The organism is uncultured Dokdonia sp. (genome assembly GCF_937910895.1).
Classification (GTDB): domain Bacteria; phylum Bacteroidota; class Bacteroidia; order Flavobacteriales; family Flavobacteriaceae; genus Dokdonia.
The window spans coordinates 29,470-54,247 of sequence record NZ_CALEMI010000067.1; the positions used below are offsets into that span (position 1 = coordinate 29,470).

Consider the following 24,778-nt stretch of genomic DNA (forward strand, 5'->3'; position numbering starts at 1 on the left):
TTAAATTCAACAGAGATGAATACCTTTGTCCTAAATTTGACGTATGGAATACCAAGATATTTTTGCTATAAAAAACTCTCAGGAATTTGAGCAAAAAGCTCTTGACGTATTTCGTTATCAATTTGAACATAATACAGTATATCGCTCTTTTTGTGACCTTCTTTATAAGAATCCAAGTGATATTAAAACGGTAGCCGAAATTCCTTTTTTACCTATTTCCTTTTTTAAATCTCACGAAGTCGTTTCTTCACAAAAAGAAACAGAAGCAATATTTACGAGTAGTGGAACCACTGGTAGTATCACGAGTAAACATTATGTAAAAGACCTTTCTCTCTACGAAACCAGCTTCCAAAAAGGATTTACACAATCGTATGGAGCCATAGAAGAGTATGTCGTTTTGGCTTTGCTACCGTCTTATCTTGAACGAGAAGGCTCTTCCTTGGTATATATGGTAGACCATCTTATTAAGGCAAGCAAACATGAGGATAGCGGATTTTATTTAGATGATTATTTCGCTTTAAGCGAAAAATTAAAAGATCTTGATACCTCGGGCAAAAAAGTACTTCTCATAGGCGTGAGCTTTGCCTTATTAGATCTTATAGAAAATGATCATTTCTCTCTTCAGCACACCATTATTATGGAAACAGGAGGGATGAAAGGAAAACGAAAAGAAATGATCCGAGAAGAACTTCATGCAATGCTATCTAAAGGATTTGGTGTTTCTGAAATCCATAGTGAGTACGGGATGACAGAGTTATTATCTCAGGCATACTCCAATGGAAAAGGAGTGTTTACAACCCCTCCTTGGATGAAGATATTAATAAGAGATCCTGAAGATCCTTTAACGATATTCTCCAACTCAAAAACTGGAGGGCTTAACGTCATAGACTTAGCAAATATTCATTCTTGTTCCTTTATTGCCACACAAGATCTTGGCAGAATACACCCAGATGGAAGCTTCTCTGTTGTGGGTAGATTTGATAATTCGGACATAAGAGGATGTAATCTTATGGTATTGTAAAAGCAGTCAATTCCTATAATTATGTTAAAAATGTAATGTTCTCTATTTTTAACGACCTAACCTTTGTAAAAATTTATAAAATGAAACAGTTTTTAATTCTAGTCATCGCCTTTGTAAGTTTTCAAGCGATCGGACAACAAATAGATTATAATCTTAAGAAAGGATATGTTGCCGAGGGATATGATGTTACTGAGTATTTTAATAACAAAGCAATAGAAGGCACTACCAAATTTACAACAGAGCATGACAAAGTAAAATACAAATTTGTGAGTCAGGAGAATCTTGACAAGTTCAAGGCAAACCCTGAAAAATTTGTCCCTCAATATGGTGGTTATTGTGCATACGCAATCGCTGATAAAGGAAAAAAAGTAAGTGTAAATCCTGAAACCTTTGAAATAAGAGATGGTAAGTTATATCTCTTCTATAATTCTTGGGGAACCAACACACTAGAAAAATGGCAAGAAGAAGGTCCTGAAAAATTAAAAGGACAAGCAGATACGGCTTGGAATAAAGTAAAATATAATAGATAAAGAATATTCATAATTGATTGGTTAGTTAGTTAGAAAACCCTAGTGAGCATCTTGCCACTAGGGTTTTTGTTTTATGTAAATTTGACAATCAAAACTTGAAAATACCAAGTAAAAGTATTTGTATGAAAAATAAATAAGAAAAATTGACAATTCTTTGTAAGATTATTTATAGCTGTCGACTGAGTGTTTATAAATTAAAAATCACAAATTAAAGACACACTCATGAAAAAATCAATAATCATACTTATAGGATTACTTATTGGATTCTCTTCACAAGCACAACAAATTGACTATTACCTAGACAGTGGCTATGTTGCCGAAGGATATGATGTTACAGCTTATTTTAACAATGAAGCTGTAGAAGGAAGTAAAAGCTACACAACAACATACGACGGCGCTAAATTCAAGTTTGCTTCACAAGTAAATCTGGACAAGTTTAAGGCAAACCCATCCAAATATGTTCCTCAATATGGTGGTTATTGTGCGTATGCGCTTGCTACAAATGGAAAAAAAGTAGACGCAGATCCAGAAACATTCGAAATACGAGACGGAAAATTATACATGTTCTATAACTCTTGGGGTAAAAACACTTTAAAAAATTGGAAAAAAGAAGGTCCTACCGCCTTACGACTTAAAGCTGACACCAACTGGGAAAAAGTAAAATACAAAAATTAATTTCACCCCCTGTATACCAGAACACCCCATTAGAATTTTTCTAATGGGGTGTTCACTTTATAGCTTATAAGAATCTTTTATGATCTCTTTTGTATGTACTAAATCACTTTAATGATAAAGTAATTTTTCTTTCCTCTTTGAAGTAATATGAAAGTATCACTGATCAAATGTTCTTTAGTAATTTTAAAATCTTCTGTTACTTTTTCTTTATTCACAGAAATAGAATTTTCTTTAAGTGCACGTCTTGCTTCTCCATTAGATTTTAAAAATCCTGTTTTTTCCGCAAGTGCTCCTATGATATCAAGACCTCCTTCTATTTCTGAGGCAGCGACCTCCGCTTGAGGCACGCCTTCAAAAACATCTAAAAAAGTAGCTTCATCAAGTGCTTTTAAGTCTTCTCCAGTAGATTTTCCAAAAAGAATATTGGATGCTTTTATCGCATTTTCTAACGCTTCTTCTCCATGTACCGTGACCGTCACTTCTTCTGCCAATTTTCTCTGAAGCGCACGTTGATGTGGCGCTTCTTTATGAAGCTCAACAAGTGCTTCTATCTCTTGCTGATTTAAAAACGTAAAAATCTTAATATACTTCTCTGCATCTTCATCGCTTGTATTTAACCAGTATTGGTAAAACTTATACGGAGATGTACGTTTAGCATCTAGCCATACATTCCCACCTTCACTTTTTCCAAATTTACTCCCATCAGATTTTGTGATTAAAGGACACGTAAGTGCATATCCTTTTCCTCTACCTATACGGCGTATTAATTCTGTTCCAGTGGTAATATTTCCCCACTGATCGCTTCCTCCCATTTGGAGCGAGCAATCATAGTTCTGATACAAATGCAAGAAATCATATCCTTGAACTAATTGATAGGTAAACTCAGTAAAAGACATTCCATCTGCCGACTCGCCAGACAAACGATTCTTTACAGAATCTTTTGCCATCATATAATTTACTGTAATATGTTTTCCAACATCTCTTATAAAATCCAGAAAAGAAAACTCCTTCATCCAGTCATAATTATTGACCATCACCGCTTCATTTGCTGCTCCAGAAGTAAACTCTAAGAATTGAGACAATTGATTGCGCACACATTCTTGATTATGACGAAGTGTTTTTTCGTCTAGCAAATTACGCTCTGAAGATTTCCCAGAAGGATCCCCTATCATCCCTGTAGCACCTCCTACAAGAGCAACAGGCTTATGACCTGCTCTTTGAAAATGCGCTAATAGCATAATAGGTACTAGATTTCCGATATGTAAAGAATCTGCTGTAGGGTCAAACCCCACATAGGCGCTACGCATCGCCTCCATAAGGTGTTCTTCTGTATTAGGCATTGCATCGTGCACCATCCCTCTCCATTGCAATTCTTGAACAAAATTTTTAATCATTAGATTTTCTTTTGAGGGTGCAAAGATAAAGGGTATTAAGTCTCATGACAAACTCTGAACTCAATAAAAAAGATAGATTAAAATCAGGCGTTATTTAATCAAGATCCCGCTATGCAGCGGGATTAGTTCAATGTGTAATCTTGAGTGCGTCTTGCAGACTTCTCAAAATTGAGTTTCACTAATAAAAATTAAAGTGACGTTATTGGGGTACTTGCCTAGAGTAGATTATATTTATACTTATGATTTTAGTCACAGGAGGAACAGGTCTCGTCGGAATGCATTTATTACTTGAACTTACACGGGATCATACGCCCGTGCGATCGACATTCAGAACTACTGAAAAAATAAAAGAGGTGGAGGCTTTTTTTGCTTTCGCGAAAGCGGAAAACCAGTTTAAAAAAATAGATTGGATACAAGCCGATATCATAGACGTTCCTTTACTAGAGCTTGCTTTTAAGGACATCATACACGTATATCACTGTGCCGCACTGATCTCATTTGATCCTTATGACTTTCAAAAATTATTAAAAACAAATGTCGAAGGCACCGCAAACGTAGTCAATCTATGTCTGTCATATCAAGTGCAAAAACTATGTTATGTAAGCTCTGTTGCTGCGTTAAGCAAACTACCCAACAACCCTATTACCGAAGAAAACATCTGGGATCCCAATGAATCAAATTCGGTCTATGCCATTTCAAAATATGGTGCCGAAATGGAAGTCTGGCGGGGTACACAAGAAGGATTGGACGCTATCATTTTTAATCCAGTAATTATTCTAGGAGAAGGAGATTATACGAAAGGAAGTGGTGAATTATGCAATCACGTATTGAAAGAAAAAGCATTCTACCCAAAAGGAAGTAATGGATTTATAGACGTGAAAGATGTTGTTACCCTTATGATACAAGGACTTTCTAGTAACTTAACAAATGAGCGTTATATTCTGGTGGGAGAAAACACATCTTATAAAGACATCTTGCAACGTATGGCAACGCAATTTTCTAAAAAGCCTCCCAAAAAATCACTCCCAAGCGGATTTCTTACGCTACTTGCTGTAGCAGATGGATTTTTGGGATTGTTTACTCGTAAGAGAAACATGACTCGTGCTAGTGCTAAAGCGATGCAGGAAGTTAAAAGATTTAGTTCTGAAAAGGCAAAACAACAATTATATTATGTTCCTACACCTATAGATGAAACCTTAAAAAGAATAAAGCTACATCTGGAAGCTACAAAGAATCTATAAAAATTTCTTTAGAAACTCTAATAGGCGAACGTGTTTTTTCTATTTTATCACTTACTTTGCCTTTGAGACTATCTAGTTTTTTAATACTATCCCTCTCTCGTTGTAACTGCTTTGCTTTTTCTGTACGTAAAGAGTCTTTTACCTTTTTTTCTATTTTAGCTAATGAATCGTAGCCTTTAAATTCAGCTTCAGCTCGTTTCTGAATAGTGACATACATGTCTTTATAATCTTCTATATCTGAAGCATAATAGGTGATGCTTTTTGCTAGCTGCAAACTATCTATAGCATACTTTTCAAAAATATATGTTTCTGGCGCTACACCGTACTTACTCAGTTTTTGGATATCATATCCTCTCGCTCCATTTACAACAGCCATTTCATAAATGATCTCTTCCATTTTGGCTCTGTCAATAAGATCTGTAGGTTTTTCTACAGACGGTATGTCTTGACAGCTTATGACAAGAAAGATAAAAAATATGTATGCAAATTGCTTCACTATCTATCAAAGGTTAATCGCTCTCCAAACGTATCATCATATACTTTAAAATTCTTATACGCCAATCTACCGTTTACAAATGTATGTGTGATCCGTGACTTAAAAGTAGTTCCTTCAAAAGGAGACCATCCACATTTGTACAATATATTTTCTTTTTGCACAGTCCATGGAGCATTTAAATCTACCAGAACTAGATCTGCTTTATAGCCTTCTCTAATGAATCCTCGGTTTTCTACTTGAAATAAAATCGCTGGATTATGGCACATTTTCTGAACGATTTTCTCCAAAGAAATACGTCCTTGATGGTAAAACTCTAACATTGCAGGTAATGCATGTTGGACCAATGGACCACCACTAGGGGCTTTTGTATATACCTGATTTTTTTCTTCTAACGTATGAGGAGCATGATCTGTTGCGATCACATCTAATCGATCATCTAATAGTGCTTCTAGTAACCCTTCTCTATCGGCTGGTGTCTTTACTGCTGGATTCCACTTTATGAGCGTACCTTTATCTTCATAGTCTTCACTAGAAAACCATAAGTGATGTATGCATACTTCGGAGGTTATTCTCTTTTCTTCTAAAGGTATTTTATTAGTAAAAAGTTCTGTTTCTTTTGCTGTCGATATATGAAATACATGTAATCGAGCTCCTGTCTTTTTTGCGAGCTCAATAGCTCTAGAAGAAGAAATATAACACGCATCTTCACTACGAATAACAGGATGTAAGTGTATTGGAATATCATCTCCATACCGCTCTGTATAGATCGCTAGATTTTTTTTGATGGTATCTTCATCTTCACAGTGAACAGAAATTAATAAATCTGTAGAGGAGAATATTTTTTCTAATACTTGCTCATCATCTACAAGCATATCTCCTGTAGAGCTTCCTAAAAATAATTTAAGCCCAGCGACATTTTTCTTATCGACTTTAAGAATTTCCTCTAGATTATCATTTGTCCCTCCAAACATAAAAGAATAGTTTGCGTGCGAGTTCTCCTTAGCAATCGCAAATTTTTCTTCTAACTTCTCAATGGTTGTGGTCTGCGGGTTTGTATTAGGCATTTCCATAAAAGAAGTAATTCCACCAGCCACTGCTGCTCTGGATTCGCTCTTGATATCTGCCTTATGTGTAAGACCAGGTTCTCTAAAATGTACCTGATCATCTATAACCCCAGGTAACAGATATTTTCCTTCAGCATCAAAAACGTGAACATCTGAAGATTTTGCACTTATACTTTCTCCAATCTCTTGAATAATTCCTTGATGAATAAGAACATCTCCATGTACAATAGCACCCTCATTTACTATATGTACATCTTTTATTAATATTTTTTCCATATTAGTTTTTCCCCTTAAAAAGATGGTTTAATCGTAATCGTATGACGCCAAAAACAGCTTCTGAAATAATCCCCTTGCTCATTTTACTTTGCCCCTTAGTACGGTCTGTAAAAATAACGGGTATTTCTACAATAGCAAATTTTTTAATGTATGCTTTATACTTCATTTCTATTTGAAAAGCATATCCTACAAAACGAATTTTATCTAGGTTGATTGCCTCCAACACTTTTCTTTTGTAACATATAAAGCCTGCTGTAGTATCGTGTATATTCATACCCGTAATTAAACGCACATATTTTGAAGCTCCCCAAGAAAGTAAAACTCTTCCCATAGGCCAATTAACAACATTCACTCCTGTAACATAGCGCGATCCTATAGCTACATCTGCCTGATCTTTTGCACAAGCATTATAAAGACGTATGAGATCGTTAGGATTATGTGAAAAATCGGCATCCATTTCAAAAATATAATCATACCCTTTGTCTAGTGCCCATGTAAAGCCTGCAATATAGGCGGTTCCTAGTCCAAGCTTCTTTTCTCTTTCTATGATAAATAAACGGTCTTTATAATCTATTTGTAGTTCTTTTACCAAGGTAGCAGTACCATCTGGTGATCCATCGTCTACGACAAGAATATCGAAAGCTCTTTGTAATGCAAAAATATTGCGCACAAGGCGTTCTATGTTTTCAATTTCATTATAGGTAGGTATCACTACTAAAGCATTTGCCATAAACTATTATTGCTTTCAGCAAATGTACTTATTTTATAGATGTAGAAAATATCAAGTTGATGGCTTTTACGCTTAATTTATGGTATTTTTAACGCTTCATAAATCACAGCAATTTGGAAACCACCTTAAAAACAATCATTCATAAAGACTGGATTACGTTACTCCTAGTGTTGTCATTTTTGATTGTTGCGCTAAGTAAATTTTTTTACACACAACGATTTCAGGGGCTATTCCTTTTTTTTGGATCAGATAAATATACAACGAGATCCAAAGAAAAAAGAGAGTTACACCCTTTCAACATCCTTTTATCTATACATCAAATCTCTATACTCTCTTTATTTCTCTTCTTATGGTACACCATATCGTTGGGAAAAGATTACACCCAACTACCTTATTTATACATTAAAATAGGTATAGGCTATCTTATTTTTGAGATACTAAAAGTCTTTATAGATAAAATCATAAGCTATTTATTGAATATTCAGGGACTCATGCAAGTATACTTATACAGGAAAGTAAACTTTAAAAACTTTTTAAGTATTCTTGTTTTAATCCTTTGCTTTTTTATTGTGTATAGCAATTTTGTCACAGTTCAACTTTTACAAATAAGTCTATGGGTCATTGTTGGTTTATACTTCATTTCCTTAGCTATTACCATAAGTAAATATCAAGATCAAATTCTTTCGCTACCGTCTTATTTTATTTTGTATTTTTGCACTCTCGAAATAGCACCCTATTATATCTTGTATCATATAGCTACATAAATAAGCAGGGTTTTAGAAAAAGAGTATCTATGAAAGTGAAAACTATTTTAGTCTCGCAACCTAAACCAAAGGTTGAAAACTCGCCGTACTTTGAGTTAGAACAAAGACAACGCGTAAAGATAGATTTCATCCCATTTATCCATGTGGAAGGAGTTTCAAGTAAAGAGGTTCGGTTACAAAAAGTAGACTTAAAAGACTACACAGCTATCATCTTAACAAGTCGTAATGCTGTAGATCACTTCTTTAGAATTGCAGAAGAAATGCGCTTTAAAGTGCCAGACACGATGAAGTATTTTTGTCAAAGTGAAGCTGTGGCTTTCTATCTACAAAAATATGTAGTGTACCGTAAACGTAAAATTTACGTCGGTAAGCGTACATTTGTAGAGATGGCTCCGCTGATCAAGAAGCATAAAAATGAAAAGTTTTTATTGCCTTCGTCTGACAAATTAAAGCCTGAAATACCGACAACATTGGATGAATTAGGGATCTCTTGGAAACAATCTACCTTCTACAAGACGGTAATAAGTGACCTTTCAGACTTAGAAAACGTATTTTATGATATTCTTGTATTCTTTAGCCCTAGCGGTATAGAATCCCTGCTTCATAACTTCCCCAACTTTAAGCAAAACGATACGCGCATTGCTGTATTTGGCAACACAACTGTCAAAGCTGCTGAAGAAGCAGGTCTTAAAATTAACATTCAGGCGCCTACACCTCAGACCCCGTCTATGACCATGGCACTAGAAAAATATATCAAAGAAATCAACAAAAAGTAGATTTTCTTTATACATCACAAACCCACAAGATGATCTGTTTTGTGGGTTTTTTTATACGCTTTCGCGAAAGCAGTATAATAATTTAACTTTTGTTAATTTCATTCCGTTTTTTCTGTTTTTTCTGTTTTTTCTGTTTTTTCTGTTTTAGATAAAAAAATTTCATAATAAGCTGACTATTAAACAAATTAATAATTATCTTTCAAAAAATCTAAAATTAATTTTAAGAATAAATTGCTATATATTACCTTTTATGAAAAGAATATTACCTCTTGTACACTTCCTATTTATCATCACGTTTATTTTCTCTTGCAAAAACGAGGATAACAGTCCAGAAATGATGATTCCTGATGAAGAAGAAATGGAGATGCTAGTACTACCAGAAGCTACCCAAACAGGAGCAGGAACTTTTGGCGCCCTCGTGGATGGCGAGGTGTTTAGTGAAGACACTGACCCATTCCTGACTATTTACACCAATGTAAATGGAGAATTCTTCTTTCTAACAGGGGCGCTCAATCTCAATAGCGTGGTACGTCAGATACGCATAGGCTCTGTAGAAGCACCTATTGAAGAAAATATGACCTATGAGATCGGAGTAGGCTCTAATGGAAACTATTTTGGAGAAGTGACCTTTAATGACAGTGAAGATCCGATTACAACCGCTAATATGTCCGGCGCTCTTACCATCACAAAACTTGACCCTACCACAAACATTGTGTCTGGGACATTTTTCTTTAATGTAATGAATGGAAATACCCTAGTAGAAATTACGGAAGGACGCTTTGATCAGATATATGAAGAATAAACTTATACTTATGAAAAAATACCTATTTCTTTTACTCACTTGTTGCACCCTATCCTTTACATCCTGCAAAAACGATGATGACAACACACCACCCATAGACCAACTCCCAGAAGCCACCCAAGAAGGTCTCGGCACTTTTGGGTGCTTAATAAATGGTCAAGCCTTTGTCGAGACAGGAACGTTCTTCAACACCTTTTACCAACAGGTAGGTGGAGAGTTTTTCTTTGGAATTACCGCAGAATTTGATGATGAAAACCCTAGGGCTATTGCAATGGGTACAAATATGAAAGAAATTCAAGAAGGTGATGTGTTAATATTCAATATTGATGAACCTGGTAATGCATATTCAAGAGTTGTTTACATTCCTTCAGAAGGCAATTTTCAATCAGCTTTTTCTGATGGTGAGCAAAATACAGGAACTCTTACTATTACGAAACTAGATTTTGAAAACGGTATTGTTTCTGGCACATTTAAAATGAATATAATCGATCCTTTTACAGGCGAAGAAGTCACAATCACTGAGGGTCGCTTTGACACACTATTTACTCAATAAGAAAGACTATCACAGTAAAAAAATATGAAAACCTATACGTTACTGCTTTTCACACTACTAACGATTACAGTCTCATCCTGCAAAAACGATGATGACAATACACCTCCTATAGAACAACTCCCAGAAGCCACCCAAGAAGGTCTCGGCACTTTTGGGTGCCTAATAAATGGTCAAGCCTTTGTCGAGACAGGAACGTTCTTCAACACCTTTTACCAACAGGTAGATGGGGAGTTTTTCTTTGGAATTACTGGTGAATTTGAAGATAAAAATCCTAGTGCTATTGCAATGGGTACAAATCAAAGAACCATAGAAGAAGGAGAGACGTTAAACTTAAAGCTAAATGAGTCTGGTAATGCTTATGCCCGTGTATTCTTTTCTCCCTCTGAGAACAATTTCCAATCAGCCTTTACTGATGAACAAGAGAACACGGGAACCCTAACGATTACAAAGCTAGATTTTGAAAACGGTATTGTTTCTGGCACTTTTGAAATGAATATGATCGATCCTTTTACGGGTGAAGTAGTTACAATCACTGAGGGACGCTTTGATACGCTATTTACCCAATAAAGATTCCTCATTACTATATATAAATATTTTAAAATAATTTTTATGAAAAGATCAGTACTCTTGTTGCTATTTCTAGCGACCTTAACCACCTATGCTCAAACCGAAGTAGATACGCAATGGGCAACAGAAATTAATAATGTCTTTCAAAACATTGAAAAAAACCGCATCCCTCATGGTATCCTTCTAGATTATGCGATGGAATTTACAGATATACCTTCGTATAAAGGTAATCTTACCGATAGCACCTATATAGATGTAGGGGTACTAAGCAATATCTATAAGACTTTATATATGGGACAGGTAACAACAGATACGACAGACTTCCCACAATTAAAAAACTATGCAAGAGCCTGGCTAGATGAGCGCAGAGCACAAAACCTCGGAAATATAAAAACACTGACCATTGGTGGTTTGTATTATCAATATTCTCAAATGAAAGAAACAGCCCTTAATGACAATGAGATCAACGTCAACCCACTATCGCGTCGCTATTCTGACAAGTACATCAATGGGGTCTGGCAAAATCCATATAAAACTTCCCAAACCATTGCGTTTGCCCCTCCTGTAAGTACGATGGATCAGCAAAACTTTCAGGTAGTGATTCCTAGTAACCTTTTCTTATCTAATGCGCAAGGCAACATATTATCTATTCAAATAGATTTTGAAGACGGCTTAGGATATCGCACCATTGATTTTGACAATCCAATATCGGTAAATTATAGAAGAAATGGGATTTATACTTGGACGTTTCGAATATTGAAAACAGGCAGAGAAACACTACACACACAATCTAAGATTAGAATTGAAGCACAGGCAGAAGGGGGCTCATCTTCTCGTACCATTGACAATACGGTTGAAATTGCTGGTCCTGGCTATAATGGAGGCGCCATCCTAAGTATAGATTATGCACCAGGAAATGGCACAACCCTTATGAAGCCCTTAATCGTTGCCGAAGGCTTTGATCCTGGCAATGTGCTAGCTCCTGAGTCATTAAGTGGTATAAATGATTTGGATGGCTTTAACCTTAGTCTATTGAATGCGGGAAGCAATCTTCGAAACCTAATTGATCTAGAAAGTCAGTCACGCCAATACGATATCGTCTATGTAGATTGGAAAAATGGCACAGCTGCCATACAAGACAATAGCATCACTTTGAGAAATGTGATCAATTATATAAATTCTGAAAAAGTAGGGAATGAGCCTAATGTACTACTTGGGCAAAGTATGGGTGGTGTGATAGGGCGTTATACCCTAGCGACTATGGAAAATGATACTATAGATCACGACGTACGCCTTTTTATAAGTCATGACGCGCCTATGCAAGGTTCTAATACTCCTATAGGCATACAGCACTTTACGAGACACGCACTCAATGCTTTTACGAGCATACCTATTCTTCAAGGACTCGATATTACCTTATCTCTCGCGGCAGATATTATAGATTTTTGGGAAAGTACAACAGCTATGGATATCAATGCTGGCTTTATCGACCCCTATATATCCCCCACCCATGTTTTAACAATACAAGATACACCAGCCGCCGTGCAACTCAACTATCATTGGGTTACCCCAGGGGAGCAAGCAATAACCCTTATACATGACCAATGGCAGAATAGCTTAGATATAGTAGGTTACCCACAAAATTCACGCAATATTGCCATAAGTAATGGTAATGAGTGTGCCACAGATCACGGATTTGTAGCGGGAGATGAATTTATAGATATCTTAGATCTTGATAATCCAGATTTTTGGGGAGATTTACTATCTCTTGTAGCGGTACCCGCTGGAGGTGTTCTACTATTTGATCCTGGTCTCATAGGTCTTGGCTTAATACCAGGATCAAGCGAATGGAAATTTGATTTCGATATTTACAGCACTCCAGATGTCTTTGATTTTAACAAAGAAGTGTATCGCGGTAGAGTTCAATACACTAAAAAAGTCTTATGGTTATTTCCTGTAACGCATACTCTTACAGGACGAGATAAAGATGCGCCATCAGGGTTCTTCCCTTACGGTTCTTTTACAGGAGGTCAACTACCAGGAGGTATTAGCGGTATTTTAGACGATGTGCCCTTACCGCTTTCTGTAGATATTGTAAATAACAACTATGGCTTTATACCAACCGCCAGCTCCCTAGATGTAAAAAGGAATAATGGCGACTTACCCTTGATAGATGATCATGAACGAAAGTATGGCGGAGGAAACATCGACTATTCAGGTCTCAACTCTGAATTTGATAATTTTATCGTAGATTATAATACTTTTGGAGCGAAATAAATAATGAGCATTTATCATTTCAACGACGTAATGGTGACTGGCTTGCCGAAGAACTTAATGCCTCGCCCAACGGTTCAGTGTTTGATTGTCGTATTTTATGTAATGATCAAAGTATACAAGGAGAGGATGCTTTATGCTCATCAGGATTATACTTTATAGACATAAGCCCCATTGGTGTAACGACAATTTGGTCCTTGAGTAACACAAGTGCAGCGACTATTACCAGTAGCACTAGCACAGATGTAACTATACAAGCAGTGCCTAACCAACTAGCTACTATCATATTAACAGCGACTATAAATATCCCAGACTGTGGAGGATTTACCACATTAACAAAAGATATTAGGATAGGGAGACCTGAAACACCAGAAACACTGGATGGTCCAGAAATTGTTGAGATAGGAGCTACAACCTCTTATGATGCGGGTCCTTCGGAAGGATCTTCTGCTTATGAGTGGGATTTGCCAGGTTTTCACCAAAATGTGACAACATTTGACCAAAACAGTAACAACTGGCAATTAAGAAGCCCTTGGAATACTGATATTGCATTGGTATTTACTGGTCAAGGGGAAATAGAAGGTGATGTAAGGGTTCGTGGTGTAAATGATTGTGGCACAAGCCCTTATTTAAGTATTTCAGTAACTGTAGAGCGAGGAGGCGACGGCGGTATAGAACGTATAGCCGAAGACGTACAGATACTCGCTTATCCTAATCCAGCTTCCAATATTGTAAATATTACCCTTAATGATACATTTAGAACAGACAAAGCCACTGAAATTCAGAAAATCACGGTATTTGACAATACAATGTTACAGCAACAAGTCTCAGACTTTGGAGATGGGAAGACATATGGAGAACTTGATGTATCAGTATTGAGAACTGGAATATACTTTATAGAAGTTGTTACAGATAAAGGTACAGAAATAAAAAAACTCATTATCAACTAGTATTTTAATTTCTTGATATTTCTAAAAGCTCAATATTCTTAGTGGTGTTGGGCTTTTTACATTTTCGCGAAAGCGCACCTAAAATGACCTAAGATATTTCTATTTTTGCACTTCTCAAATGTAGTAAGTATCATGTACAGAAGTCATAACAACGGAAGCCTAAGAGCTAGCGATATCAACACAGAAGTTACCCTATCTGGATGGGTTCAAAAATCTAGGAATAAAGGATTTATGATCTGGGTAGATTTACGGGATCGCTACGGAATTACACAACTTATTTTTGATGAAGAACGCACTCCAAAAAATATGATGGAGCAAGCACGTACGCTAGGAAGAGAATTTGTCATTCAAGTAACGGGAACTGTTATTGAACGTTCTTCTAAAAATCCAAACCTTCCGACAGGTGACGTTGAAATTTTGGTATCAAAACTTACCATTCTCAATAAAGCACTGACCCCTCCTTTTACTATTGAAGATGAAACTGACGGAGGCGAAGATGTACGTATGAAATACAGATACTTAGACATACGAAGAAATCCTGTGAAGAACAGCTTGATCTTTCGTCACAAAGTAGCTATGGAAGTTCGCAAGTATCTTTCAAATCAGGATTTTATAGAAGTAGAAACCCCATATCTTATCAAATCTACGCCAGAAGGCGCTCGTGATTTTGTAGTCCCTTCTCGTATGAATCAAGGGCAGTTTTATGCTTTGCCACAATCACCGCAGACGTTCAAACAACTTTTGATGGTAGGAGGTATGGATAAATACTTTCAGATTGTAAAGTGTTTTAGAGATGAAGATTTAAGAGCCGATCGTCAACCTGAGTTTACACAGATAGACTGTGAAATGGCTTTTGTAGAACAGGAAGATATCTTAAATGTTTTTGAAGGATTAACCCGTCATTTGCTTAAAGAAGTAAATGGTGTTGAGATAGAGAAGTTCCCTAGAATGTTATATGACGATGCGATGCGTCGTTATGGAAATGACAAGCCTGACATTAGATTTGGAATGGAGTTTGGCGAACTTAACGATGTAGCACAACATAAAGAGTTTAATGTATTTAACAACGCTGAACTTGTGGTAGGAATCGCCGTTCCAGGCGGAAATAGCTATACTAGAAAAGAAATAGATCAACTTATAGACTGGGTAAGACGCCCTCAAGTAGGGGCTTTAGGAATGGTCTACGCACGCTGTAATGATGATGGATCTTATAAGTCATCTGTCGATAAGTTTTATGATCAAGATGATCTTGCAAAATGGGCGGAAGTCACTGGAGCAAAAAAAGGAGATCTTATTTGTGTGCTTTCAGGAGATACTAATAAGGTAAGAGCACAACTAAGCGCCTTACGTATGGAACTCGCAACCCGTTTAGGACTTAGAGATCCTAAAGTATTTGCACCATTATGGGTCATTGACTTCCCATTACTAGAACTAGACGAAGAAACAGGGCATTATCATGCCATGCACCACCCATTTACGTCCCCAAAACCAGGACAACTCGAGCTATTAGCTACAGATCCAGGTGCTGTAAAAGCAAATGCCTATGATCTTGTTCTTAACGGAAACGAAATAGGTGGTGGCTCTATACGAATACACGACAAGAAAACGCAGGCATTAATGTTTGATTATTTAGGCTTTACGCCTGAAGAAGCAAAAGCACAATTTGGCTTTTTAATGGATGCTTTCCAGTATGGCGCTCCACCACATGGAGGTCTTGCTTTTGGATTGGATAGACTTGTGGCGATACTTGGTGGGCAGGAGACCATTCGTGATTTTATTGCTTTTCCAAAAAATAATAGTGGTCGTGATGTGATGATTGATGCGCCAGCAGCCATTGATGAGGAACAGCTACAAGAATTGAATTTGAAATTAAGGAAGTAATCTATTGAAACGTATCCTGAAGATTATAGCAGTTACTTTAGTCAGTATTTTAGTACTGGCCATCATTGCTTTTTTTGGAGTATATACCTATTATAACGAAAAATTTATTCCCTCAGAAGACGTATTTACAGAGCGTGTAGCGTACATAGATCCTGACAACAGCTTACTATCTGAAGGGTTTGAAACATGCCAGGATTATATCTTTGATTATTACAATCCTACAAGAGCGACCTATAGCACTGGAAAGTATGGCTTAAAAGAAGAGGTTTTTAATGCCTATGATCATACAAAGTACACAGACTCTGGGTATCTTTCTGTTAGATTTGTTATTAACTGTAAAGGGCAGGCAGGTAGATACGTTTGGCATGAAACAAACTTGGATTTAGAGCCTACGACCTTGTCAAAAGACTTGGTAGAAGATTTAGTAACGATTACTACACAACTTAAACTTTGGAATCCTAATGTGATTAGAGGAGAGAAAGTAGATAGCTATATGTATATATTATATAGAATTGAAAATGGAAAAATTACTCAGATTATTCCTTAGCTTTTTGTTGTTTGTTTTCTTCTCTTGTCAGTCCAAGGAAGAAAAAATCGAACAAGCGACAGACTATGGTTTCTCATTCTATCAGGGCAAACCCCAGCATATGAATGCCTTTGCTTATGCTATAGAACTAGACAGCACAAATGCTGCAAACTGGCGAGAACTCTCAGTAACCTATCTTAAGAGAGGAATTCCATCGGACTGGAAAAAATATTATGACAAAGCCGTACTTTATGATGCAGAAGAGTGGCAACCGTGGAGGGGATATTTATACTTATGGTTTTACAGAGATTACGAGAAAGCTATTGCAGATTTTAATGCCAGTGATACACTGACTCCTGATTTTATTGATGCTCCACAAGGACAAAGCGTAGATTATTGGAGAGGTGTAGCTTATTTAGGTCTTGAAGATTATAAAAATGCCATCTATTATTTCAATAAAAATATTGAAGCAGAGACGCTTCAAGCTGGTGAGGAATGGGTAGATCAAAAGGCTTTTCTTTTCAGAGGAATTTCATATTATGAACTGGAAGACTATGAACAAGCACTCATTAATTTCGACAAAGTCATTCACTATTCAAAAGATAAAACTGCAGATGCCCATTATTACAAAGCCTTAACGCTACAAAAAATAGGAAACATTTCTGCTGCGAGAGTACATGCAGATAACGCATTAAAAGCATTTAATGAAGGTTATTACAACGAAAGACCTTATGTAGAAGAAATGAGACAGTTATATATCCAAGACCTTATGATACTTACAGATTCACTTAAAGAGAAATGAAAAAAATACGACGCCTTTTTATCATCATTCTATTTTTTGCTTTAATTGCGCTATTTGCGTTTGGCTTCTATTATAAATCTCAAGAAGATGGATTCATTCTAGGCAATAAAATGATAGGTCTTTCTATTGTAGGTGGCTTTTTTATACTCATGCCCCTATTTATCTATCATCGATGGAAAAATAAAAACGTACACGATTATATGCTTACCAAGGAAAATATTATGAAAATGAAGGAATTTAACGACTCAAAAGAGCGTTGACCGCCATTCCTTTACAAAAATAAAATGATTTGTAAACAATAACTTAAAAATTAAAAACGTAAGTTTGTACTTTATTAATATTTTTTATTTATTACAATGGAAGGAACAGTTAAATTTTTCAATGAGTCAAAAGGTTATGGTTTTATAACTAATGATGACACTGGTAAAGACATCTTTGTACACGTTACAGGTCTTAACGGTGAAACTATCAACGAAGGAGACAAAGTTGAGTACGTAGAAGAAGAAGGAAGAAAAGGAATGACAGCTGCACAAGTGCGTGTACTGTAATGATATAGATAGTATCTTTTTACGAGTATGAAAGCCTGCGATTGCAGGCTTTTTTTATGCAATTAATTCAAATTACGCTTTTCCACAAAAAAACGTTTCATTAAATCTTGAGATTCTTTAGCGAGTACTCCTCCTTCTATTTTGGTTTTAGGATGCAGCGTTGTTCCCATCACACCACAACCTCTTTGAGTATCGATAGCACCATAAACAATTCTATCTATTTGGCTCCAATACAAAGCACCTGCACACATCTGACAAGGCTCTAGTGTCACATACAATGTACATTTATGTAAATATTTACCTCCTAGATAATTTGCAGCCGATGTGATTGCTTGCATTTCGGCATGTGCTGTAACATCTGTAAGACGTTCTGTAAGATTATGTGCTCTTGCTATAATGGCATTATTTGCAACAACAATAGCGCCTACAGGTATTTCTCCAAGGTCATAGGCACTTTGAGCTTCAACCAATGCTCTCTTCATAAAATAAATGTCATCAAAAGGTTCTAACATAGGATTGCTATTTTCAATATTCAAAAATACAATATCAAGACGTACCTTTGTTATATGCTAGATCACATTGATAGTCCATACGAATTGAGACAGCTCACTGCTGACCAATTACCGCAACTGAGTAAGGAGTTACGCCAGTTTATTATCACTATCCTAGCCACAAAAGAAGGACATCTAGGCGCAAGCCTAGGAGTTATTGAGTTAACCATAGCACTACATTATGTGTTTAATACTCCAGAAGATAAACTTATTTGGGACGTAGGACATCAAGCCTACGGTCATAAAATCTTAACGGGTAGAAAAGATATCTTTCATACTAATAGACAAAAAGGAGGCATCAGTGGTTTTCCTAAAATTTCTGAGAGCCATTATGATACTTTTGGGGTAGGACATAGTAGCACTTCTATTTCGGCAGCATTGGGTATGGCTATTGCCGCCAATCTACAAGGTAAAAAAGAACAACAACATATTGCCATTATAGGAGATGCCTCTATTGCTAGCGGTATGGCATTTGAAGGTCTTAACCACGCTGGTGTTACAGATGCCAACTTGCTAGTCATTCTTAATGATAATGCAATAGGCATAGACCCTAGCATAGGTGCTTTAAAAAAATACCTCACCAATGTCAAAAAGGGAACTGCTAGAGAAGAAAACATCTTTGAAGCGCTTAATTTTGAATGCCACGGTCCTGTAGATGGACATGATCTTCCTGAGCTCATTAGCGTATTGAAGAAATTACAGAAAACGAAAGGCCCGAAATTCCTTCACGTAATTACAACCAAAGGAAAAGGACTAGCCCTTGCCGAAAAACATCAAATAACCTATCATGCCCCAGGGAAATTTGATGCCGTAACTGGTGAACGCCATGCTAAAGATACGACACAACTACCTCCTAAATATCAAGATGTATTTGGTCATACACTAGTAGAACTTGCTACTATCAATAAAAAAATAATAGGCATAACTCCAGCCATGCCAACAGGGAGCTCTCTTAAATATATGATAGAAGCATTCCCCGATCGTGCTTTTGATGTGGGTATTGCAGAGCAACACGCGGTCACACTATCTGCAGGAATGGCAACACAAGGAATGGTTGTTTTTTGTAACATTTACTCTACCTTTTTACAGAGAGCTTATGATCAAATAATACACGATGTTGCCTTACAGAATTTACCTGTTATATTTTGTCTAGATCGAGCAGGACTTGTAGGTCAAGACGGCCCTACACATCACGGATCTTTTGATCTAGCCTACCTTAACTGTATACCCAACCTAATCATTTATGCGCCAAAAGACGAGATAGCGCTGCGCAATATCATGTATACAGCACAACTAGGATTACCACACCCTATTGCCATTCGATATCCAAGAGGTAGAGGCGTCACAGTAGACTGGAAACAACCGTTTCAAGAAATTACTATTGGTAAAGGACGTTGCGTCCAAAAAGGGAATCGTATTGCTATTGTCTCTATAGGAACTATCATACACAACGCCATAGAAGCAACAAAAGACCACTCAGACGCCATCAGCGTATACGATATGGGGTTTCTAAAACCTTTAGACACGGCCCTTCTTGATATTATTTTTGAAACGCATGATGTCATCATCACATTAGAAGACGGCACTATCAAAGGTGGATTAGGGAGTGTTGTTGCTGATTACGCTTTCGCGAAAGCGTATAAAGGCACATTAAAAATACTAGGAATCCCTGACCGTTTTATAGCGCATGGCACTATAGAAGAACTTCAAGAAGAAATCGGAATCTCACCTAAAGAAATCTCAAACGTAATTGATGTATATAAAAAAGGCTAGTTAATTAAAACTAGCCTTTTTAATCTATGTTAATTTATCTCTTTACTCAATAATAAGTTTAGATGTATAACTACTACTAGTACTCGTAATATTCATAATATATACTCCTCTAGATAATCCTGTTGCATTAACAGATACGTTACCTTCAAGTGTGGCAGGCTTATTATATACCTCTCTACCGTTGATGTCATAGATACGTATTTGACCCTCTCCGAATGTTCCAGCAATATTTACTGTAATTTCTCCATTGGAAGGATTAGGATAGATACTGAACACAGTATCTAAATCATTCTCGTTGACACTCAATAATTCTTCACAATTTGCAATAACATCACTAGGGATATCAAAAGCTTCTACTTGATCAAATCTATTATCTGAATCTCCTTGCTCTGCACTAAATCCTGCTCCACGAGCAGCAAAAACATTCCAAATAGTACAAGTTGCAAAATCTTTTTCATCTTCAGGGATAAGTGTATTGATCTCTACCGCGGCAAGAATAGCATCTCTACCATCTATAAATCCTGGACTACACGGTTGTAATTTCAAACCATCTACAACTAATTGTAATGCGATGTTATTTCCGCCAGTACCATTATACATATCTGCATCAAAACCATATTGATCTATAAATGCCCAACTCATATCCCATAATATAGTAGCCCAAACTGTTCCAATACCATGTGGACGTGAGATATTGGCTGCATCTGCTACATCTGCGTATGTTAAATCATTTACACCAAAATCAGTACTATAACGTCTTGGTCTAATTCCTTGTCCTGTAGTAGGCTGATTCACTGCGTATGTTCCAACACCTCTTCCTTGTTCTGCTGTATCTCCAGCTCTCATCGTTAGCATCATTCCAAAATAATCAGACCATCCTTCTCCCATTTGCTCTTGGTTAGACAAACAATCAGAGTTAAAACGACCTCCAGTTAAACGATTAGAAATTCCGTGACCATATTCATGGGCAATGATTCCATTATCTAAATCGCCATCTATACGACGCGCTCCAGTAATAAGGACATCGTTGATAGCCTCTTCATTTTGTAACGCTGCGATAATAGCTTCTCCAACTGATTGCGTTACCATTCCTGCGGGTATTGTTGCTGTTGTTGTCACTCCTGCTCCAATCCCTAAGTTAATAGGGGCATCTCCAACATTATTTACGATAATAACCCCGATCGCTCCAGCTCCTTCAGCCGCCTCTACTTTTTCAACAAATGAACACTGCCCTCTACGTAAAACTGCAATTTTTCCGTCAAGATCTCCTGGGTTTGTAATCGCATCACAAATATCAAGAGGATCATCACTTTCTGCTGAGGCATCGTCATCCATAGCTAATGCTAGATCTCCTAAAAGACCCTCAATTGGCCAGATAGAACTAAACGTACTAGACGTGATAGGATAATCTCCTGCCTGTGAACTTGAAGGTATATTTACATTTGGTATCTCTCCACTTGTTGTCCATAAGAACATTCGCATCGCTGGATTATTCCCGTCTGGAGGAGTTCCAAATGTTGCATTGTTAGTACTGCTTCCATCTTGTGCAAGAGCAAATACGAAGTCGTCAGCACTACCTCCGTTTCCATAGTTATTCTCTTGGAAATTTCCACTTTCTTCATCAAATCCATAGTTATAAAACACATCGTGTAAGATATTGTTCCAGTAAAAAAGGTTAACAGTTGCTGCTTCTGTAAACGTACTAGCATCTTGGCTATCATCTAGTGGAAAGTCAAAAATTAATTCACTTCCTCCATCTGGAGACTCTCCTATATCACTTTGCCCATCTATGTCTTCAAATGCCCAAACGTTATTACCTCTTGTAATCGTAAACTCTGCTCCTTCAGCACCGTTATTATCATGCCATCCAAAAGGAGAAGCACCTGTATCTTGTGGGTCAGTTACAATAGATCGATCGCCATGATTAGGGCTCTCTATTGGCATAGGAAAAACATTGTATTGCTCTCCTGCTAAAAGTTCATTACTAATCACTGACTGTTGATTCATAGAGAAACCTGAAGCACTTTGATCTGCTGATTTTACAGCTTCATGGTTATGACTTTCAAAAGTACAGCTTACTACCCAGTCATTTTGTTGTAAAAGCGCTCCAGTAAGAGCATCTACACGAACACTATACCAATGCTTTGCATCTACGGTATGGATGCTTAAATCCCACGCTAGTGTAAGTGCATTGTCTTCTGTAGGAAGATATACTAATTTTACAGGCACTTCTTCTAGAGAAACACCTCCTTGGTTTAATACAAACTCATTAGAAGAAATGGTTTGTGTTAATGAAAAGTTTGAACTTCCTAAACCTAAAGAAGTTGCTGCTTGAGATGCTGCTTGCGTAGGGGTTAACACAGGAGAAATACCATTTACTCTGTTTGCAATGTCTTTTTGCAAATTACTTGCCACATGAATAATTGCTCCATTTTTAAAAGCAACATTTACATTTCCATTAAAGACTTCAATATTATTTATAGATTGTGTCGCATATACATGCGTTACTGCGCTTCTTTTTGAAAAAGCTTCGTCTTTAATGATTAGACCAGAAATATCCTGACTTGTAATTCCTAGTGTAGATCTGTTGGCATCTAAGTGATCCCTAATGATTGTACTGTAGTCTTGTGCGTTTGTGAGTGTTGCAACAGCAAACACGCATACAAACAGCATTGATTTGTAGAGTTTTAGCATTTTTTTTAAATTATGTTGTAAATTAAAACAAGTAGTAATCAATATGATCATATTGTTACACTACGTATATAACAATATCACATCTATAATTCCTACTTTATCCTCAAAAATTTATTTATTTTGGAATAATTCAAAAGTATTGCAAATTTGTGGATTTTAAAATTTTAACTTAAAAATTAACACATCCTATTAATAAATCTTATGTATATCATTAATTTTTTAAATTATCTTTAAAAGAAAATAAGTAATAATTATATATTTTTAATTAAAAAGTCTTCCTAATTTTAGTGTATCATCAAGATTACTTTATAATATACGTGGTCATACGCTTATCACTATACTATTTAGTGTTTTTCAATGAGGAAAGTAAGAAATTTGAAAACAGACAAACGCAAGCACATTTTAAAAAAGTAATCAATTGACATCAAGCCCTTTCAGTTTCTGAAATATACGCAGAGATTTACTATCTGTCATCACAGATATATAATTACATACTTTCATTAACTCTTGATATAATGTTAATTCCTCCTGACTATCATCTTCAAATAATTTAAGGACAAGATTATCATAATGCGTTGGGGAATTCGTAATCACTTTACAACGCTTATCAAGTAAGGTAGAAAGAATTTCGTACCCAGCTATCTCTTTTTCGACAACTTCCTTACTTTGGTAAATATTTGAAACACTAATCCTCAAAATATCCTCAATTTGAGCTTCGTATTTGGATTTGTCTAATAACGCTTTCGCGAAAGCGCCCTTTAAAATAGCTTCTTCATTTTCCATAAATATCGCAACCGCCTCCTGTATTAACGTCCCTATGGCGAGCGCTCGGAGATATCCCACCCGAGCCGCTTTTGTGGTAAGTTCATGATACTTTTGGGTATTGATATTAGGCACCAGCTTGACCATATATTCTAGCGCATAGTCTTCTGAGATAAGTCCGAGATTAATCCCATCTTCAAAATCTATAATCGTGTAACAAATATCATCTGCCGCTTCTACCAAGAAAGTCAATGGGTGACGTGCATAACGCACATCTTTCCCAGTATTCGTCTGAAGCAGCCCTAACTCCTCTGCCACTTCTTGAAAAGCTTGTTTTTCACTTTGAAAAAAGCCAAATTTCTTATCGGCGATATGCTTTGTTGGCTTTACAGGCAACGATTCTTTTGGGTATTTCATAAAAGCCCCTAATGTAGCATAAGAAAGACGTAAGCCTCCAGTAGCACCAGGCTTAGATGCTGTGAGTATTTTAAATCCATTGGCATTTCCTTCAAAAGCACAAAGATCTTGATACTCTTTATCAGTAAGTTGTGAAGCAAATCGTTTGCCATTCCCATTTTTAAAGTAGTCCCCTATGGCTTTTTCTCCAGAGTGTCCAAAAGGAGGATTACCTATATCATGAGCAAGTGCTGCTGCAGCGACAATAGCTCCAAAATCATTAAACTGATAGCCGTGTACTTCAGAAAGGTGTGGGTATTTTTCGAGAATTTGCTTCCCTACTTGTCTTCCTAATGACCTTCCCACCACAGCTACCTCTAAGCTATGTGTAAGCCGTGTATGTACAAAATCTGTCTTAGATAAAGGGATGACTTGTGTTTTATCCTGAAGACTTCTAAAGGCCGACGAAAAAATAATACGATCGTAATCTACCTCAAATCCCAGTCGAGTTTCATCCTGCTCTTTACGTAATCGCTTATTAGTATCTCCTTGTTTTTTGAGAGATAATAGGCGTTCCCATTGCATCATAGTATTCTAATTTTATAGTTGCAAGATACGTGTTGTTACGCTTTCGCGAAAGCGTACTTATGTGCATTCCTTTTTTATGAAACACAAAGTAAACATAAAGCCGTCTCAGTTAACATTAACCTTACATAAACATCACAACTTCCT

The 24,778-nt window shown here is 36.6% G+C and carries 24 protein-coding genes; 17 read left to right on the forward strand and 7 right to left on the reverse strand.

Annotation, left to right across the window (positions count from 1 at the left end):
• Positions 1 to 43: 43 nt before the first annotated feature.
• The 3 genes from Q0505_RS08440 to Q0505_RS08450 all read left to right on the forward strand — a co-directional run bounded on the left by Q0505_RS08440 (position 44) and on the right by Q0505_RS08450 (position 2,226).
• On the forward strand, positions 44 to 1,021 hold the full coding sequence (locus Q0505_RS08440; RefSeq protein WP_299211366.1) for an acyl transferase: 978 nt from the start codon (positions 44 to 46) through the stop codon (positions 1,019 to 1,021).
• 80 nt (positions 1,022 to 1,101) lie between these two features.
• Positions 1,102 to 1,551 (forward strand): YHS domain-containing (seleno)protein, encoded by a 450-nt coding sequence (locus Q0505_RS08445; protein WP_299211371.1) that lies wholly within the window; start codon positions 1,102 to 1,104, stop codon positions 1,549 to 1,551.
• A gap of 222 nt (positions 1,552 to 1,773) precedes the next feature.
• Positions 1,774 to 2,226 (forward strand): YHS domain-containing (seleno)protein, encoded by a 453-nt coding sequence (locus Q0505_RS08450; protein ID WP_299211374.1) that lies wholly within the window; start codon positions 1,774 to 1,776, stop codon positions 2,224 to 2,226.
• Positions 2,227 to 2,324: 98 nt separating this feature from the next.
• Here the strand turns inward: Q0505_RS08450 and tyrS are convergent, their stop codons facing one another.
• Positions 2,325 to 3,620 carry a tyrosine--tRNA ligase gene (gene tyrS, locus Q0505_RS08455; RefSeq protein ID WP_299211377.1) on the reverse strand — a complete coding sequence of 432 codons (1,296 nt, stop codon included), beginning with the start codon at positions 3,618 to 3,620 and terminating at the stop codon, positions 2,325 to 2,327.
• A 239-nt stretch (positions 3,621 to 3,859) separates the two neighbouring features.
• On the opposite strand from tyrS, the gene Q0505_RS08460 reads away from it, so the two are divergent.
• Positions 3,860 to 4,861, forward strand: a complete 1,002-nt coding sequence (locus Q0505_RS08460; protein WP_299211380.1) for an NAD-dependent epimerase/dehydratase family protein — start codon at positions 3,860 to 3,862, stop codon at positions 4,859 to 4,861.
• Here Q0505_RS08460 and Q0505_RS08465 read toward each other — a convergent pair.
• The 3 genes from Q0505_RS08465 to Q0505_RS08475 are packed head-to-tail and all read right to left on the reverse strand — an operon-like array spanning position 4,845 to position 7,427.
• On the reverse strand, positions 4,845 to 5,357 hold the full coding sequence (locus Q0505_RS08465) for a DUF4296 domain-containing protein (RefSeq protein WP_299211383.1): 513 nt from the start codon (positions 5,355 to 5,357) through the stop codon (positions 4,845 to 4,847). The genes Q0505_RS08460 and Q0505_RS08465 overlap by 17 nt on opposite strands.
• Positions 5,357 to 6,697, reverse strand: a complete 1,341-nt coding sequence (locus tag Q0505_RS08470; protein WP_299211386.1) for a dihydroorotase — start codon at positions 6,695 to 6,697, stop codon at positions 5,357 to 5,359. Before Q0505_RS08470 ends, Q0505_RS08465 begins: the two co-directional genes overlap by 1 nt.
• A 1-nt stretch (position 6,698) precedes the next feature.
• Positions 6,699 to 7,427, reverse strand: coding sequence for a polyprenol monophosphomannose synthase (locus Q0505_RS08475; RefSeq protein ID WP_299211389.1), 729 nt, complete (start codon positions 7,425 to 7,427; stop codon positions 6,699 to 6,701).
• Between the two features lie 113 nt (positions 7,428 to 7,540).
• Here Q0505_RS08475 and Q0505_RS21420 point away from each other — a divergent pair, with 113 nt between their 5' ends.
• The 12 genes from Q0505_RS21420 to Q0505_RS08530 all read left to right on the forward strand — a co-directional run bounded on the left by Q0505_RS21420 (position 7,541) and on the right by Q0505_RS08530 (position 17,870).
• The gene (locus tag Q0505_RS21420) at positions 7,541 to 8,191 is read left to right on the forward strand and encodes a DUF4271 domain-containing protein (RefSeq protein ID WP_366519384.1); all 651 of its coding nucleotides are present in this window, start codon (positions 7,541 to 7,543) and stop codon (positions 8,189 to 8,191) included.
• Positions 8,192 to 8,220: 29 nt separating this feature from the next.
• The gene (locus Q0505_RS08480) at positions 8,221 to 8,967 is read left to right on the forward strand and encodes a uroporphyrinogen-III synthase (protein WP_299211392.1); all 747 of its coding nucleotides are present in this window, start codon (positions 8,221 to 8,223) and stop codon (positions 8,965 to 8,967) included.
• 250 nt (positions 8,968 to 9,217) lie between these two features.
• Complete coding sequence (locus Q0505_RS08485; protein ID WP_299211397.1) at positions 9,218 to 9,769, forward strand: hypothetical protein; 552 nt, start codon at positions 9,218 to 9,220, stop codon at positions 9,767 to 9,769.
• Between the two features lie 10 nt (positions 9,770 to 9,779).
• Entirely contained in the window at positions 9,780 to 10,322 is a 543-nt protein-coding gene (locus Q0505_RS08490) for a hypothetical protein (RefSeq protein ID WP_299211400.1), read from the forward strand.
• Positions 10,323 to 10,346: 24 nt separating this feature from the next.
• Complete coding sequence (locus Q0505_RS08495; protein ID WP_299211403.1) at positions 10,347 to 10,889, forward strand: hypothetical protein; 543 nt, start codon at positions 10,347 to 10,349, stop codon at positions 10,887 to 10,889.
• 42 nt (positions 10,890 to 10,931) lie between these two features.
• Positions 10,932 to 13,166 (forward strand): hypothetical protein, encoded by a 2,235-nt coding sequence (locus Q0505_RS08500; RefSeq protein WP_299211406.1) that lies wholly within the window; start codon positions 10,932 to 10,934, stop codon positions 13,164 to 13,166.
• Positions 13,167 to 13,360: 194 nt separating this feature from the next.
• Positions 13,361 to 14,113, forward strand: coding sequence for a T9SS type A sorting domain-containing protein (locus tag Q0505_RS08505; RefSeq protein ID WP_299211413.1), 753 nt, complete (start codon positions 13,361 to 13,363; stop codon positions 14,111 to 14,113).
• Between the two features lie 132 nt (positions 14,114 to 14,245).
• Positions 14,246 to 15,994, forward strand: coding sequence for an aspartate--tRNA ligase (gene aspS, locus Q0505_RS08510; RefSeq protein ID WP_299211416.1), 1,749 nt, complete (start codon positions 14,246 to 14,248; stop codon positions 15,992 to 15,994).
• A 4-nt stretch (positions 15,995 to 15,998) separates the two neighbouring features.
• A complete protein-coding gene (locus tag Q0505_RS08515) occupies positions 15,999 to 16,541 on the forward strand; it encodes a hypothetical protein (protein WP_299211419.1) in 543 nt (180 codons plus the stop codon).
• On the forward strand, positions 16,513 to 17,322 hold the full coding sequence (locus Q0505_RS08520) for a hypothetical protein (RefSeq protein WP_299211422.1): 810 nt from the start codon (positions 16,513 to 16,515) through the stop codon (positions 17,320 to 17,322). The genes Q0505_RS08515 and Q0505_RS08520 overlap by 29 nt, the downstream gene beginning before the upstream one ends.
• The gene (locus tag Q0505_RS08525; protein WP_299211425.1) at positions 17,319 to 17,582 is read left to right on the forward strand and encodes a hypothetical protein; all 264 of its coding nucleotides are present in this window, start codon (positions 17,319 to 17,321) and stop codon (positions 17,580 to 17,582) included. Before Q0505_RS08520 ends, Q0505_RS08525 begins: the two co-directional genes overlap by 4 nt.
• Positions 17,583 to 17,678: 96 nt before the next feature.
• Positions 17,679 to 17,870 carry a cold-shock protein gene (locus Q0505_RS08530; RefSeq protein ID WP_121917541.1) on the forward strand — a complete coding sequence of 64 codons (192 nt, stop codon included), beginning with the start codon at positions 17,679 to 17,681 and terminating at the stop codon, positions 17,868 to 17,870.
• 62 nt (positions 17,871 to 17,932) lie between these two features.
• On the opposite strand, the gene Q0505_RS08535 is transcribed toward Q0505_RS08530, so the two are convergent.
• The gene (locus Q0505_RS08535; RefSeq protein ID WP_299211433.1) at positions 17,933 to 18,382 is read right to left on the reverse strand and encodes a nucleoside deaminase; all 450 of its coding nucleotides are present in this window, start codon (positions 18,380 to 18,382) and stop codon (positions 17,933 to 17,935) included.
• 54 nt (positions 18,383 to 18,436) lie between these two features.
• Here Q0505_RS08535 and Q0505_RS08540 point away from each other — a divergent pair, with 54 nt between their 5' ends.
• On the forward strand, positions 18,437 to 20,194 hold the full coding sequence (locus Q0505_RS08540; protein WP_299211436.1) for a 1-deoxy-D-xylulose-5-phosphate synthase: 1,758 nt from the start codon (positions 18,437 to 18,439) through the stop codon (positions 20,192 to 20,194).
• Between the two features lie 42 nt (positions 20,195 to 20,236).
• On the opposite strand, the gene Q0505_RS08545 is transcribed toward Q0505_RS08540, so the two are convergent.
• A complete protein-coding gene (locus tag Q0505_RS08545; RefSeq protein ID WP_299211439.1) occupies positions 20,237 to 22,888 on the reverse strand; it encodes a T9SS-dependent M36 family metallopeptidase in 2,652 nt (883 codons plus the stop codon).
• A 414-nt stretch (positions 22,889 to 23,302) separates the two neighbouring features.
• Complete coding sequence (locus Q0505_RS08550; protein WP_299211496.1) at positions 23,303 to 24,631, reverse strand: deoxyguanosinetriphosphate triphosphohydrolase; 1,329 nt, start codon at positions 24,629 to 24,631, stop codon at positions 23,303 to 23,305.
• Positions 24,632 to 24,778: the final 147 nt, after the last annotated feature.